The organism is Cellulosimicrobium sp. NPDC030954, assembly GCF_055571305.1.
Window position 1 is genome coordinate 54,095 of the sequence record NZ_JBVIFN010000001.1, and the last position, 14,384, is coordinate 68,478.

Annotated in this window: 10 protein-coding genes; 5 read left to right on the forward strand and 5 right to left on the reverse strand. The window is 74.0% G+C overall.

Annotation, left to right across the window (positions count from 1 at the left end):
* Positions 1–10 precede the first annotated feature (10 nt).
* Both ACZ402_RS00230 and ACZ402_RS00235 read left to right on the forward strand, forming a co-directional pair.
* Complete coding sequence (locus tag ACZ402_RS00230) at positions 11–1,738, forward strand: recombinase family protein (RefSeq protein WP_375823912.1); 1,728 nt, start codon at positions 11–13, stop codon at positions 1,736–1,738.
* 184 nt (positions 1,739–1,922) lie between these two features.
* Positions 1,923–3,950, forward strand: a complete 2,028-nt coding sequence (locus ACZ402_RS00235; protein WP_375823910.1) for an NHL domain-containing thioredoxin family protein — start codon at positions 1,923–1,925, stop codon at positions 3,948–3,950.
* On the opposite strand, the gene ACZ402_RS00240 is transcribed toward ACZ402_RS00235, so the two are convergent.
* Complete coding sequence (locus ACZ402_RS00240) at positions 3,928–6,540, reverse strand: DUF6493 family protein (protein ID WP_375823909.1); 2,613 nt, start codon at positions 6,538–6,540, stop codon at positions 3,928–3,930. The two genes, ACZ402_RS00235 and ACZ402_RS00240, sit on opposite strands and share 23 nt — an antisense overlap.
* 100 nt (positions 6,541–6,640) lie before the next feature.
* On the opposite strand from ACZ402_RS00240, the gene ACZ402_RS00245 reads away from it, so the two are divergent.
* Both ACZ402_RS00245 and ACZ402_RS00250 read left to right on the forward strand, forming a co-directional pair.
* Positions 6,641–8,029 carry an SWIM zinc finger family protein gene (locus tag ACZ402_RS00245; protein WP_375823907.1) on the forward strand — a complete coding sequence of 463 codons (1,389 nt, stop codon included), beginning with the start codon at positions 6,641–6,643 and terminating at the stop codon, positions 8,027–8,029.
* Entirely contained in the window at positions 8,026–10,602 is a 2,577-nt protein-coding gene (locus ACZ402_RS00250; protein ID WP_375823905.1) for a DUF6493 family protein, read from the forward strand. The genes ACZ402_RS00245 and ACZ402_RS00250 overlap by 4 nt, the downstream gene beginning before the upstream one ends.
* 45 nt (positions 10,603–10,647) lie before the next feature.
* On the opposite strand, the gene ACZ402_RS00255 is transcribed toward ACZ402_RS00250, so the two are convergent.
* The 4 genes from ACZ402_RS00255 to ACZ402_RS00270 form a co-directional block, all read right to left on the reverse strand.
* Positions 10,648–11,112, reverse strand: a complete 465-nt coding sequence (locus ACZ402_RS00255; RefSeq protein ID WP_375823903.1) for a PTS sugar transporter subunit IIA — start codon at positions 11,110–11,112, stop codon at positions 10,648–10,650.
* On the reverse strand, positions 11,112–11,342 hold the full coding sequence (locus tag ACZ402_RS00260) for a PTS sugar transporter subunit IIB (protein ID WP_053369276.1): 231 nt from the start codon (positions 11,340–11,342) through the stop codon (positions 11,112–11,114). The genes ACZ402_RS00255 and ACZ402_RS00260 overlap by 1 nt, the downstream gene beginning before the upstream one ends.
* 148 nt (positions 11,343–11,490) lie before the next feature.
* A complete protein-coding gene (locus tag ACZ402_RS00265; protein ID WP_024839826.1) occupies positions 11,491–11,736 on the reverse strand; it encodes a PTS sugar transporter subunit IIB in 246 nt (81 codons plus the stop codon).
* Positions 11,733–12,605 (reverse strand): GntR family transcriptional regulator, encoded by an 873-nt coding sequence (locus ACZ402_RS00270; protein ID WP_375823902.1) that lies wholly within the window; start codon positions 12,603–12,605, stop codon positions 11,733–11,735. Before ACZ402_RS00270 ends, ACZ402_RS00265 begins: the two co-directional genes overlap by 4 nt.
* A gap of 376 nt (positions 12,606–12,981) precedes the next feature.
* On the opposite strand from ACZ402_RS00270, the gene ACZ402_RS00275 reads away from it, so the two are divergent.
* Positions 12,982–14,379, forward strand: a complete 1,398-nt coding sequence (locus ACZ402_RS00275; protein ID WP_375823901.1) for a PTS transporter subunit EIIC — start codon at positions 12,982–12,984, stop codon at positions 14,377–14,379.
* Positions 14,380–14,384: the final 5 nt, after the last annotated feature.

Genomic DNA, 14,384 nt, shown 5'->3' on the forward strand with positions numbered 1-14,384 from the left:
GATGGGCGGCATGACGACCCCGAAGTCTGCCGCCGCGATCTACGTCCGACGCTCGAGCGGAAGGGTCGGTACCAACCGAACCCTCGACGAGCAGGAGGGCGAGGCAAGGGCGCTGGCCCAGCGCGAGGGGCTCGAGGTCGTCCAGGTCTACCGGGAGCGAGAGGGCACGGGCGCGAGCGCGCGAAGTGGCAAGGCCCGTCCGCAGTGGGAGGCAGCCCTGGCCGCGCTCGACCGAGGGGACTCCTTCCGCACGGTCATCGTGTGGGCGCTCGACCGTGCGGACCGCCGAGGGTCGGACACCCTCGGAGCCATGCTCTCGAAGCACGCCGCCACCGGGCGGCGGATCCTCGGCGTCGACGGGACCGACACCTCCGACCCTCAGCAGCGCCTCGCGACGATCATCCGCGGCGAGATCGCGCGCGAGTACAGCGAGAAGCTCGGGGACAACGTCGCGCGCACGAAGCGCTATCGCCGAGAGGGCGGCCTCTGGCTCGGGGGCAAGCCGCCGTGGGGGCTGCGGAAGGGCACCGACGGGAAGCTGGAGCACGACCCGGCGACGTACCCCGAAGCACGACGGGCGGCGGAGGCCCTGCTCGACGGCGCGACCCTCTACAGCGTGGTCGCCGACCTGAACGAACGGCAGGTTGCGCTCTCGACGGGGAAGCCCTGGGGCACCGTCGTCACGCGGAAGGCCCGCGGCGAGGATGTCGACGTCGAGAGCCAGCCGCAGAAGTGGCGCGTGCCCACCCTCTCCACCATCGTGCACTCGCCGGGGTGGGCAGGGCTCCAGAGCATCCGCCGTCGCGCGGTCCGGGAGGATGGCAGCCTCGGCGGGTGGCCCTTCCGGGCTGAGGTCTACCGCTCCGCCGAGACGGGCGAGACGGTCAGCGTGGGCGAGGGAGTCATCACGCCGGAGGAGCGTGCGGTCATCCTGGCCCGGCTAGACGACCGGCGACCGCCGATGCAGGAGGGCGTCCGGTCGTCGACGCGGCAGCGCAAGTCCCTCCTCGGCACCCGGTTGCGCTGTGCCCAGTGCGGCGCCCTGCCCGCCCTGACCATGCCCAGGAAGGGATACGTCTACTACCGCTGCGGGAACGCCGCGCAGGGGGCCGGACGCTGCCCCGGCTACACCTGCCCCGTCGAGGGCATGGACGACTACGTCATCGGCCGAGCCCTGGTCTTCCTGTCCCAGCTCGACCCCAACGACGAGACCACGCGCGAGGCGTTCGCTGGCTGGGTGGGGGAGACGGACCCCGCGGTCAGGGCCGGGCGCAAGGCGAAGGAGCTCACCCTCGAGGCGGCCAGGGCTGATCTCGCTCGAGTCCGGCGCCTCGCGGTGACCGGCGTGCTCACCGAGGAGGAGGCGGCAGCCGAGCTGCCGCGCCTGCGCGACGTCGTCGCGACCGCAGAGCGAGAGCTGGCCGAGCAGGTGGGCGACGAGGCCATCCCCGTCGAGGCGCTCCGGGATCTCCAGTACCTCGCCGAGACCTGGGACGAGCTCGACGACGCGGCGCAGCGCAGGGTGATCGAGGCGACCGTGAAGGACGTGAGCGTCGCCCAGGCGCCCTACCGCGGCGCGCGGTTCTCAGGCCCGCAGCGGGCAATCATCACGTTCGTCGACAGCTCCACCTGGCCGCGCGACGGCGAGCGCGTTCCGCACCCGGGGCGGGCGCCCGACACGATGCGCAGGCTCGCGCGGAAGGAACGGGAGGCGGCGGCCCTGACCGCTGAGGAGTAGCCCTACCAGGCCGCCTCGTTGTGCACGGTGACCGTGCCGTCATCATCGACGGAGAGGCGGCGGGGGTCGTGCCCGGCCAGGGCAAGGGCGCGGTTCGCCGCGACAGGGTGTGCCTCGCTGAGCTCGGCCGCGCGGTCGCGGGGTCGCTCACGTCTAGGGCGGTGGCGTCCCGCAGAATGGGGCTGTGAGCACCTCCCGCACCCCTCGCGTCCGAGCCTCCGAACTAGTCGGTCGTGGCTGGCTGAACACTGGCGGGAGGAACCTGACCCTCGCGGATCTGCGAGGTTGTGTAACCATCTTGGACTTCTGGACGTTCTGCTGCGTCAACTGCCTTCACGTCCTCGACGAGCTGCGCGAGCTCGAGGAGGCGCACCGCGACGTGCTGGTCATCGTGGGGGTGCACTCGCCCAAGTTCGAGCACGAGGCGGACCCGGCGGCGCTCGCGGCCGCGGTCGAGCGGTACGAGGTGCACCACCCCGTCCTCGACGACCCCGAGCTCGTTACCTGGTCCGCGTACGCCGCGCGCGCCTGGCCGACGCTCGTCGTCGTCGACCCCGAGGGCTACGTCGTCGCGCAGATGGCGGGGGAGGGTCACGCGTCCGCGATCGCCGCCCTCGTCGACGAGCTCGTCGCCGAGCACGACGCCAAGGGCACGCTGCACCGCGGCGACGGCCCGTACGTGCCGCCCGCGCCGTCGTCGGGCACGCTGCGCTTCCCTGCGAAGGCGATCGAGCTGCCCGGCGGCAACCTCCTCGTCGCGGACGCCGGGCACCACTCGCTCGCCGAGCTCCTGCCCGACGGCGAGACGCTCGTCCGGCGCATCGGGTCCGGCGAGCGCGGTCTCGTCGATGGCGGCCCCGACGACGCACGGTTCGCCGAACCCAACGGGCTGTGCCTCGTCCCCGAGGAGCTGCGGCCGTGGCTCGGGTACGACGTCGTCGTCGCAGACACGGCGAACCACGTCCTGCGCGGCGTGCGCCTCGCCAACGGCCACGTGACGACCGTCGCGGGCACCGGCGAGCAGTTCATGGTCGGCGGGGTCGAGAACGTCGTGCTGCGGGAGGGCCGACGGGGCGCTGATGTCACGGGCCACGGACCTGCCGAGGCGGGCGGGCAGTACGCGCCGCTCGACGTGCGCCTCTCGTCGCCCTGGGACGTGGCCTGGTCGCAGGATCTCGCGGCGTTCGTCGTGGCGATGGCGGGGAACCACACGCTGTGGGCGTTCGACGGAGAGCAGGGCTCGATGACGCACCTCGCCGGGACCATGAACGAGGGTCTGGAGGACGGGCCCGGTGCGTCGGCCTGGTTCGCCCAGCCGTCCGGGCTGGCCGTCGGCGCGGACCGGGCGATCTGGGTCGCGGACTCGGAGACGTCCGCGCTGCGCCGGGTGACCCCGGCGCCCGGCGGGGTCGTCGAGGTGCGGACCGCCGTGGGGCAGGGGCTGTTCGACTTCGGCCATCGGGACGGCCCGGCCGAGCAGGCGCTGATGCAGCACCCGCTCGGGGTCGCGACGCTGCCCGACGGGAGCGTCGTCGTCGCCGACACCTACGACGGCGCGCTGCGCCGGTTCGCGCCCGCGGCCGGTGACGCGGGGAGCGTCGGGGACGACGTGGAAGAGACGCGGCTCGCCGGCGAGGTCACGACCCTGGCGACGGGCCTCGCCGAGCCGAGCGGCGTCGTCGTGCAGGTGGGCGAGGGGCCGGACGGCGAGCCGCAGGTCCACCTCCTCGTGGTCGAGTCCGCGGCGCACCGGCTCACGCGCGTCGCGCTGCCCGCCTCGCTCGCGGGCGAGGTGCTCGACGGCGGCGCCCACCGCACGCAGCGCCCCGTCACCGACATCGGGGCCGGGCCGCTCTGGCTCGACGTCCCGTTCGTCCCGGCCCCGGGGCAGAAGCTCGACGATCGGTTCGGCCCGTCGACCGAGCTGCGGGTGAGCGCGACACCGCCCGAGCTGCTGCTGTCCGGGGACGGGACCGGCGTCGAGCTCGGGCGCGACCTCGTCATCAACCCGGAGGTCCGCGAGGGCGTGCTGCACGTGACCGCGCGGGCGGCGTCGTGCGACGTCGTCCCGCTCGGCCCGGACGGCGAGCCCGACCCGGACGTGTTCCCCGCGTGCCACCTCGCTCAGCAGGACTGGGGCGTCCCGGTGCGGGTCGTGGACCGCGGCGAGCCGGGCGACGTCCCGGAGCTCACGCTCCCGCTGCGCGGCTGACGAGGCGCCGCGCCGTCCGCGCGGCCCGTGACGACCCGGTGAACCCTGCCGCCCAGTCGCGGAACGTGCCGTCGACGACGGCGCGGCCGACGCGCGCTGACTCCTCCTCCAGCCGGTCGAGGAGGGCGGAGAGGCCGCGCGTGCCGCGGTCGAGCTCGGGGAGCAGCCCTACGAGCACGTCGACGACCGCCTCGCGCGCCCCGGGGGCCGCCTCGGCCGCGTCGCCGAGCGCGGCTCCCCAGCGCGTCACGGTCGCGGCCGGGGCGAGCAGGGCCATCGCGTCGGCGATCTCTGTCGTGCCGACGCGTCCTGGCACGACGAGGGCGGCGAACACGTCCGCCGCGCGGATACGGTCGGTCTGCTCGCGCGCCGCGAGACCGGCCGCGACCGTCGATGCGGCAAGGGCGCCGGTGCGTCCCGGATGGGTGAGCAGGGCGTCGAGGACGATCGGGACGTCCGGCTCGCGGGTGGACCAGGTGAGTGACGCGTCGAGCACCGAGCGCACGCCGGCCACCAGGAAGTGCTCGGCGTCGTGCGGGAACGTCGTCGCCGTCCACGCGTGCCAGTCTGCGAGATGGTCGGTCTCGTAGTGCCGGATCGTGCGGCTCGTCACCGCCGGCGGCTCGGTGTACGTCGTCGTGTGCGGCGACTCGCGGGGGACGGCGACGGTGAACCGCCAGTGCGTCTGTCCGTGCGAGTGCTCCGCGCGCGGTCGGACGCTCGCGGTGATCGGCAGGCCGCGACCGGTCGTTCCCAGGCCGGCCTCGACCAGCACGGGATCGACGCCGAGCGGGTCCCTCGCTCGCGCCGCCGCGACCCACCACGCGGCGAGACCGTCCTCGACGTCGCGTCGGACGTCGTCGCTCGACGGCGGCGGCCCGCCGAGCGCGTGCACGACGACCCGGGAGAGTGCCGAGTCGGCGGGGAACTCTGCCGCCCGCCAGGTGCCGAGCGCCGACGGACGCCCGTCGACGTGGAGGCGCAGGAGGGCGCCCACCAGGTCGTGGTGCCTCGGTGATGCCGGTGCGCGCAGCGTGGCGAGCAGCCGGGCGACGAGGACGCCCGGAGCGACCCACGGACCCGAGGTCGGCGTGGCGAGCAACTGGGACCTCGGAGTGCCGCCGGTCATCGTCGAGCCGATCTCGGCGAGTCGAGCGCGGAGGAACCCGGTCTCCACGGGAGGCGCGACGCCGTACGGGTCCGGCGGGAGCGGGGTTCCGCACGCCGTGAGAACCAGCTCCGCGACGGCCGCGGCGACCGGAGATCCCCACTCGCCACCCTGCCGGTCGCGTTCGGCCACCGTGCGCGCCCGCCGCGCGACGGGTGTGAGGACCGACGCATCACCGACGGTGGCAAGAGCCGCGAGGACCTGCTCCACCTCGAGCGGGTCCGACGCGTCCTCGAGCAGGGCTGCAGTGCGCACCAGCAGCTCGTCGGCGGAGACCGGGCCGGGCAGGAGGAGGGACGGCGGCGACCACTCCGGTGGATCGGCGGGCGCGGACGGGTCGAGGGCCGCGGGCGGTGGTGATACGCGGGCGGCGAGGGTCGGATGGACCGATGCGCCGAGCGCGCGGTCGAGCGCCCCGGCTCGTTCCAGGACGTCGAGCGCACGCGCCTGCACGTCCGCGTGCGGCTGGTCCAGCGCGCGGACCGCCGTGTCGACGACGGCCGGGTCCCCGGGGAGGCGCGTGGCGACGGTCTCGAGGAGCCGGACGGCCTTCGTCGCGGCGCCCTTGCCGGCCGTCGCGAACACTGCGCCGAGCCCGGCGGCGACGCTCCGGTCGTCGAGAATCCCCGCCTTCTCGACGTCACGTAGCCGGTCGACAGCGAACGTCACCGATGCCGGAACGGTCGACCGGGCGACCGCGAGCAGCGCAGCCTGCCGGGCCGCGAGCTCGTCCGGCGTGGGGCGGAGGGCGGTGAACGTGCGCGAGAACCACCCGGCCTGGTAGGCGCCGAGGTCGCTCACGAGCGCGTCGAGGCACGAGTCGAGCACCCTTCCTCGGTCGACCGTGCCGTCGTCGACGAGCTCGACGACCGTGGCGCACCACGACCCGCCGCCGTACTTGTCGGCGTTCGTCAGACTGACCTGCCCACCACCCTCGACGGCGAACATCGGCCAGAAGCAGCGGTCGAGCAGCTCGGGATCCTCTCGGAGCGCATAGGCGGGACTCGCGTCGTCGCGGAGCCGGGCGCTCATCCCGCTCACGAAGGCGAGGACGTAGTCGCGGTCCGGCTCGAGCTCGACGGCGCCGAGGCGCTCCAGCGTGCGGATCGTGAGGAACTCGGGACGGAAGACGAGCGTCTGTGCCATCTCGCCGACCCGTCGGCGTGCCGCGCCGGCAAGCCATCGAGGTGCGCTGTCGGACGGGGCACCCGGGCGCTCACCGTCTGCGAGTCGCTCGAGCACGTCGCCCACGGTGCGCCAGGTCGCCTGATCGCGCTCCCAGTCACGGTCCGTCGGGTCGGCGCGCACCGAGTCGCCGCGCTCGCGGAGGAGCCCGAGCACGTCGGCGCGAGCGACGCCGTCGAGGCGCGAGTAGGGCACGGCGGCGTACATGGTGAGGAGGATCGCACGGCGCGCTGACACCCATCGTCGACACCCGTCGTCGGTGGACGACGTCGTGCCGTCCGGATGCCCTGCTGACCGTCGCGACGACCGTGTCGGCCGGTGCGCCTACGCTGCCGCCATGCCCAACGCGACGGAGCAGACGCTGACGTACCCGCGGCCGTCGCTGCTGTGCCCGGGACCGCTCGGCAACGAGCTCCTGCTGTCGACGAGCGGGGGCGTCTCGTCGTCCGGGTGGACCGAGCACCCGGTCTTCTTCGACGGCTTCCTCGGGCACCCCGAGCAGAACGCGGTCGCGCTGCTCGCGGTCGCGCGCGTGGCCCGCACGCGCTACTACACCCCGCCCGGCATGGTGGCCGCCGCGATCCGGGCCGCTGACCCCGTCGTCACGAGCAACGGCGACCGGCTGCGGTTCGAGAGCTTCTCGGCGTGCTGCGGCGTGTCCGCGCGGCTCGACCTGCTCCCGGGCAGCCTGGACGGCCCGGCGCTCGCGACGGGAACCACGAACGTGGACTTCAACCCACCCGTCCGGGAGATGCTCGCGCGTGTCGGTGCCCGCGACCCGCTGCACCTCGCGGTCGGGGAGGACGTCGTCGTCTCGACGCTCGACCGGACCGTGACGGAGAAGAAGGTGCCGCTCCCGGAGCGGTGGCTGCGCGGGTTCGCGGAGGCGCAGGTGGCGGCAGCCGACATGAGGCTCGCGATAGACGTGCCCGCGGCAGAGGCCCGCCGATTCCTGCGCGCGCTCCCGCGCACGCCGACGCGCGGGGCGCTGTGGGTGACGAGGGCCGCGTCGGGGCTCCGCCTCGCGAGCCGACCGTCGGGGCCGAGCGTGGGGATCTCCGGTGTCGAGCGGTTGCGGTCGATCGAGCCGTTGCTGCGGTTCTCCCGCGGGCTGCGCGTGTACGCAGGCGCCCGCGGCGGTCCGGAACCCACCGCGAGCCTGTGGGAGGTGGAGCTGAAGGACGCACGCTTCGTGCTCGCCCTGAGCCCCGACCGGTCTCGGGGGTTCTCCGGAGAAGGCGGTGTGCTCGTGGACCTCGCGGACGACGCGGCCGTCGACGACGCGGACCTCGTCGCCGCGCTGCTCGCGTTCGAGCCGGTCGTCGACGTCGACCGGCTGGCGCGCGAGGCCGACGTGGACGTCGATCGGGTCCGCCGCGCACTGTCGCGGCTGGGTGCGGCCGGCCGGGTCGGGTTCGACGCGGCCGAGGGCGCGTACTTCCACCGCGAGCTCCCCTACGACCGGGACGCGATCGACCGGATGCACCCTCGTCTTCTCGGCGCCCGGGCGCTGGTCGCGGACGGGGCGGTCCGGTGGGTCGAGAGCGGCACCACGCGCTCTGGCGCTGGCGAGCGCACGGCGAACGTGCGCAGCGGCGACGTCGAGTACGTCGTACGGCTCGGTCCTGCGGGCGATCGGTGCACGTGCCCGTGGTTCGCGAAGCACCGCGACTCGCGCGGTCCGTGCAAGCACGTGCTCGCGGCCCGGACGGCGGAGGCCTCATGACCAGTCACACGGTCGCGTCTGTCGAGTACGAGGACCTGCGCGCCCGGATCACCGGGCGGGTGCCCGCGGAGGACGTGGTGGCCTTCCTCGCTCCGCTGACCGAGCAGGACCGTGCGCGGCTGGGTCGGGGTCTGCTGGCCGATCTCGACCGGAACGAGGTGGAGCGCGCGACGCTGGAGCACCGCGCGACGTTCCTCGCCCTCCTGGGTTGTGCGACGAGCGTGCGGCAGGTCATGACGAACGTCTGGCGGCTCCGCGCCGAGCAGGCCGACGTCGCCCTCGCCGTCCGGGTGCTGACGGACCGCTCGCCGTCGTGGCTCGGCTCGTTCGCGCATGCCGCGACGGACTCGGACACTGCGCACGACCTCTGGGCGCTGACCCGCGCCCTCGTCCGCGCTGGATCGTGCGACCGACCCTCCGGCACCGGGTACCTGGAGACCCTGGTGACGGCCGGTGGGGACCTGCGCGGTGGCGTGCTCGGACTGCTCCGCGACGATCCGGCGCTCCTCGACCGTGAGCTGTGGGACGTGCTCCAGGAGGAATCCCTCGGGCGCCGGCTCGCCTGGGCCGACTCCTCCACCACGCATCGCGAGCGCACGTGGCAGCACGCGCTCGTCGTGCTCCAGGAGCCCGACGGGGAGCCCGACGGGTCACCGTCGGTCGACCGCACGCGGCTGCTGGACGCCGTGCTCGACGCGTTTCTCTCTGACCGTGCAGCCGTGGACGTGCGGTGGTTCGTGGGGCTGCACGACGCCCTCTCCGTGACCGACGCCGAGGTCACCGCGCAGCAGGCACGCTACCTTCGGGGACTCGCGAGCGAGGTGGCCGCGGTGGTGAGGCTGGCACAGCGCGAGCTCGGCCGCCTCGTCGACGCCGGTCTCGACGTCGACGCGCTGCTGGAGGTGAGCCACGTCGCGCTGGAGCACCGGACGAAGGGCGTCGTCCAGGCGCAGCGCACGTTCTTGTCGAAGGTCGCGCGAGCGCGCCCGGAGTACGGCGACCGGGTCCGGGGGCTGCTCGAGGGCGGCACCGCGGAGCCGGTACGGGTGCAGGTGCTCGAGCAGCCGCTCGGGGAGATGCCGCTGCCGGTCGCTCGGCGCGTGTCCCCGGTCGAGGACCCCGAAGAGCTGGTGGAGGCGGCAGCGCGTGCGCTCGAGGAGCCGTGCGAGATCGTCACTCTGGAGCGCGTGCTCGACGGCGTCGCGCGCCTGGCCGGTGCCGAGCGACCCGCCGGCGCGGACGCTCTCGCCGCCCGCGCCGAGTCGATCCTGGAAGAGTCCTGGCCCGGGCCGTGGCAGGGATGCGCCCCCGGTGCCGACGTCGCTGCGCTCGTCCTCGCCTGGCTCCGTGGGGCACGACCGCCGGAACAGCCGCGCTACCGGAACTGGCTCGCGGTGCCGTACCCGTGGCGCCCCGGGCCGTCTTTCGTGCTGCCGAGGGTGCGGCCCGGGGACTCGCTCGGCGTGTGGTGGTCGACCCGAGTCCGCGAGGTCGCGGACCATGCCGCGCGTGGTACGCCGGGCCGACCGCTCCTCGCTCTCCCGGCGACGGAGGACGGGGCCGTCGACGTCGCTTCGGTGCTGGACCGCCTCGCGCGGACCTCGGGGGACGCGAAACCGTTGCCGTTCGACACCGCGCTGGCGGCGTTCCGGCTCCCGGATCCGGGTGACCTCGCCGCCCTGCCGCAGCATCCGTCTGGCGCGGCGCTCGCGCACGACGTCGCGCGCCTGCGTGCACACGTCCCCCGGTGGGAGTGCGCGGAGATCGAGGTGCCGGTCGACGACCGCGACGGCCCGCGGGCCACGATCGTCTCGTGGTGGGACGCCTCCGGACCGGACGCCCGGCGACGAGGGACGGACGCCCTCGACGCGCTTCTCGTGGGCCGCGAGCACCCGCAGCAGTACCCGGCCGAGACCCCGGCCCTGTGCACCCACGCGTGGCCGTTCATGTTTCCCCACCACTCCGACCTCCTCGCGGCGCACGGCCACGCACCGCTGCTCCGGGCCGTGCGGTCCGCACGGTTCCCCGCGCCGGTGCTCGCGGGGCTCGGGAGGGCGTCGCGCACGTGCCCGGTCGTCACCTCCGCGCTCGTGCTGGGCATGTCGGCGAAGGACCCGGCGGGACGTCTCGCCGCCGTCGACGCCGTGGCCGACCTCGCGGCGACGGGCGGGCTGGACGGTGTCGAGCTGGGGCGCGAGATCGGACGGCACGTGACCTCAGGCATCGTCGTCGCGGGCCGGGTGGGGCGGGCGCTCCAGGACGTCGGCCGCAGCCACGCGCGAGCGGCCGACGCCGTGGTCGACGCGGCCGAGACCGTCCTGCCAGAGCTCGATCGGCGCCCGGACACCCATCGGTTCGTCGCGGCGCTGGCCGACTCGGCGCTGGCGACCGCTCGCACGGCCTCGTTGCCCGAGGAACTGGCCGCACTTGCCGTCGGGCGTTCGCGGAGCGTCCTTGCCCAGGAATGCCGGAGAGTGCCCCGAGACGAGGCCTCCGTGCAGCGGCAGAACCGCTCAGGCCCCACACCCCGCTCTGTGGCTCGTGACGCCGTCGAACCCGGGACTGCTCCCTAGCGAGGGCCACTCGTGGGGAACGACCCCGGGTTCGGCGCGGCGTCCTCAGCCCCAGGTGAGGAGCTCCTCGCCGTGGGCGGCCCACGCGCCGACCTCCGCGAGCGAGGTCACGTCGTCGGGGGCGGCCTCGAGCGCGACGACCGGGCACACGGCCGACCGGCCCCCGGCGCGGACGGCCTTCGGGTCCCACGAGACGAGGACGGTGCCGCGCTCGACGTGGTCGCCCTGCGCGACGTGCGTCGTGAAGCCCTCGCCGCCCAGCTGGACGGTGTTGATGCCGAGGTGGACGAGGACGGCGCGGCCGTCGTCGTGCTGGACGACGAACGCGTGCGGGTGCAGCTTGACGACGGTGCCCGTGATGGGGGCGACGGCCTCGCCGCCCTGCGCGTCGTCGGGCTCGACGGCGAGCCCCGGCCCGACGAGGCCGGCCGAGAAGACGGGGTCGTCGACGTCGGAGACGTCGATGACCGTGCCCGTGACGGGCACGAGCACCGTGAGCGGCGCGGCCATCAGCGCAGGTCCTCGATGTCGGAGGCGATGTTGTCGGCCTCGGGGCCGACGATGACCTGGATCGCGGCACCCGAGCGCACGACGGCGATCGCCCCGGCGGCGGTCAGCGTGGCGTCGTCGACGAGCGCCGGGTCCTCGACCTCGACGCGCAGGCGCGTGATGCACGCCTCCAGGTCGACGACGTTCGCGTCGCCGCCGAGGCCTCGGAGAATCTGCTCTGCCTTGCTCACGGGTGCTCCTCGTGGTCGTGTTCCGGCCGGGGCCGGGTCAGGTGTCCCGGCCGGCTGCCGTGCTGGTCGGGGTGCGCGGGGCGCGCGGGGTCGGGGCGCCGTCGTCGGGGTGGTGCGACGGCGGTGGTGCTGTGGTGGTGCCGGGTCCTCACATGAGGTCGGCGAGGTCGGACGCGATCGTGTCGACCTGCGGGCCGACGACGACCTGGACGACCCGGCCGTTCACCATGACGCCGAACGCTCCGGCGCGCCGCAGGAGCGCGGCGTCGACGAGCGCGGGGTCCTTGACGAGCGATCTCAGCCGAGTGGTGCACGGGTCGATCTCGTCGATGTTGGCCACCCCGCCGAGGCCGGCGAGGATCGTCGCGGCGCGCTCCGCGTCGGACTGTGTCATCGGTCGTTCCCTTCGGTCGCCCGGGCCGGCACTGGCACGGGGTCGAGGTGGTCGGTGGGCGTCGGGTCGGTGGTGTCCGCCGTGGCGGCCGGGTCCGCGGGGGCGTTGGTCGACGCCGGGGAGCCGCCGGTGCGCGGCACGAGCGTCGGGCGCGCCTCGCGCAGCGGGACGAACACGCTGTACCGGTCGCCGCGGTAGCTGGACCGCGAGTACATGAGCGGCGCGTCGCCCGCGAACGTGCGACGGACGGTGCGCATGACGGCCCGCGACGCGCGCAGCCCGAGGAGCTTCTGCTCCTGGACGGTCGCGTCGGAGGCGGTGATCGTGTCCTCGCCCCACGTGGGGGCCAGGCCGCGCTCGCGCAGGGCGCCGTACAGGCTCTCGGGGACGCCGTCGTCGAGCAGGTCCGGGGCGAGGTCGACGGGGATCCACGCCTCCTCGACGCTCATGGGCGAGCCGTCGGCGGAGCGCAGGCGCACCACGTGGTGCATGGGGTCGCCCGTCGCGCGCCCGAGCGACTCGGCGACCGACGCCGGCGCGGGCGCCGTGCCGACCTCGAGCACGTCGGTGCCCGGCTCCATGCCGCGACGGCGCGCCTCCTCCCCGAACGTCGTGAGGCGCATCTCGAAGTCCGCGCGCGGCGGGGCGACGAACGTCCCGCGGCCCTGCGAGCGCTCGAGCACGCCCTCGGTGACGAGCGCGTCGATCGCCTGGCGCACGGTCATGCGCGAGACACCGAACTTCTCGGTGAGGCTGCGCTCGGACGGCACCGCGTCGCCGACGGAGAGCTCGCTCGCCACGAGGTCGGCGAGGTAGGCGCGCACCGTGAGGTACTTGTGCTCGCTCGCCTGCGATCGTGACCTGCTCATCGTCGTGCCGCGTCCTCGTCCTCGTCCTGGTCCTTCGTCCGCGTCCGTGCCCTGGACGGACGGACGACCCTGCGTCGGTGCCTCGATCTCCACGGGTGCATTGTCCGTCCTGCGACCTGCGGCGACGCGGGTCCTGGACCTGTCCGTGTGTCCCGGGTCACCTCCGGGGGTTGACACATCATGAGGTCTAGACCACTCTTCCTGCAAGTGGTCCAGACAACCTGGACCGGATGTCCGGCACGACGAGCCAGGAACGACCCCAGTCGTCCTCGGCGTGCCCGGAGACCGGCAACGACGCCCGTACGACGTCGCGCCACCGCTGCCGCACGACGCACCTCGGCCTGCGCCCCAGGCCCACCCAGGAGGAGATCGACACATGACCACCGTCGCCGAACCGACGAGGACGAAGAAGGGGGTGCCCGGCTTCGCGCAGCTCCAGCGCGTCGGGCGCTCCCTCATGCTGCCCATCGCGTCCCTGCCCGCCGCCGCGCTGCTGCTGCGGCTCGGGCAGCCCGACATGCTCGGCGCCGACGGGGTCGCCGGCACCTTCGCGTGGATGCAGCCCGTCGCCGACGTGCTCGGCGCGGCCGGCAACGCGCTGTTCGCCAACCTGCCGATCATCTTCGCCCTCGGTGTCGCGGTCGGGTACGCGAAGAAGTCCGACGGGACGACCGGCCTCGCGGCCCTCATCGGATACCTCGTCTTCAAGGGCGTCAGCGACTCGCTCTCGCCGTACGTGCTCGGCAAGCCCGCCGAGGGCGACGCGCAGGAACTCATCAACTACGGCGTGCTCGGTGGCATCGTCATCGGTCTCACGGCGGCGCTGCTCTACCAGAAGTACTACCGGATCAAGCTGCCCCCCTACCTCGCGTTCTTCGGCGGGCGACGCTTCGTCCCGATCGTCACCGCGGGTGTGTCGGTCCTCATCGCCGTCGTCGGTGCCCTGATCTACCCCGCCTTCGACTGGCTGATCAACGACACGATCGGCGGGTTCGTCACGGGGTCGACGATCCTCGGGGCGTTCATCTTCGGCACGCTCAACCGCCTGCTCGTCCCGATCGGTCTGCACCACCTGCTCAACTCGCTGCCGTGGTTCCAGTTCGGCGAGTACACCTCGGCCGACGGCACGGTCGCGCAGGGAGACATCTTCCGCTTCCTCGCGGGCGACCCCACGGCGGGCACGTTCCTCACCGGCTTCTTCCCCATCATGATGTTCGCCCTCCCGGCCGCGGCGCTCGCGATCGTCCACACCGCCAAGCCGGCCCAGCGCAAGGTCGTCGCGGGCATCATGGGTTCGGCCGCGCTCGTCTCGTTCGTCACGGGCGTGACCGAGCCGCTCGAGTTCGCGTTCGTGTTCGTCGCCTACCCCCTGTACGTCATCCACGCGGTCCTCACCGGGACGTCGCTCGCCCTCGTCAACGCGCTCGGCATCCGCGACGGCTTCGGATTCTCGGCAGGCGCGATCGACTACCTGCTGAACTTCCGGATCGCGGAGATGCCGCTCCTGCTCATCCCCGTCGGGCTCGGGTACGCGCTGATCTACTACTTCCTCTTCCGCTTCGTCATCACCCGCTGGAACCTGCGGACCCCGGGGCGCGAGGACGACACCGACGGCGCCGTCGAGGCGACGGGAGCCACGGGGGCGACCGACGCCCCGGTGGCCGACGCCCCGGCGTCCGACGTCCGGGCGACGGGGCGCGACGACCGCGCCGCCGGCGGCACCGAGGCCGACGTCCCGAGCCGCACCGGTTCGGGCGGCGGAGGCGCGGCGTGACCGTC

Bases quoted from the DNA above. Each gene is read 5' to 3' on its own strand.
- ACZ402_RS00230 (WP_375823912.1), top strand. From the start codon at position 11: ATGACGACCCCGAAGTCTGCCGCCGCGATCTACGTCCGACGCTCGAGC.
- ACZ402_RS00245 (WP_375823907.1), top strand. From the start codon at position 6,641: ATGCCCAACGCGACGGAGCAGACGCTGACGTACCCGCGGCCGTCGCTG.
- ACZ402_RS00250 (WP_375823905.1), top strand. From the start codon at position 8,026: ATGACCAGTCACACGGTCGCGTCTGTCGAGTACGAGGACCTGCGCGCC.
- ACZ402_RS00255 (WP_375823903.1), bottom strand. From the start codon at position 11,112: ATGGCCGCGCCGCTCACGGTGCTCGTGCCCGTCACGGGCACGGTCATC.
- ACZ402_RS00265 (WP_024839826.1), bottom strand. From the start codon at position 11,736: ATGACACAGTCCGACGCGGAGCGCGCCGCGACGATCCTCGCCGGCCTC.
- ACZ402_RS00270 (WP_375823902.1), bottom strand. From the start codon at position 12,605: ATGAGCAGGTCACGATCGCAGGCGAGCGAGCACAAGTACCTCACGGTG.
- ACZ402_RS00275 (WP_375823901.1), top strand. From the start codon at position 12,982: ATGACCACCGTCGCCGAACCGACGAGGACGAAGAAGGGGGTGCCCGGC.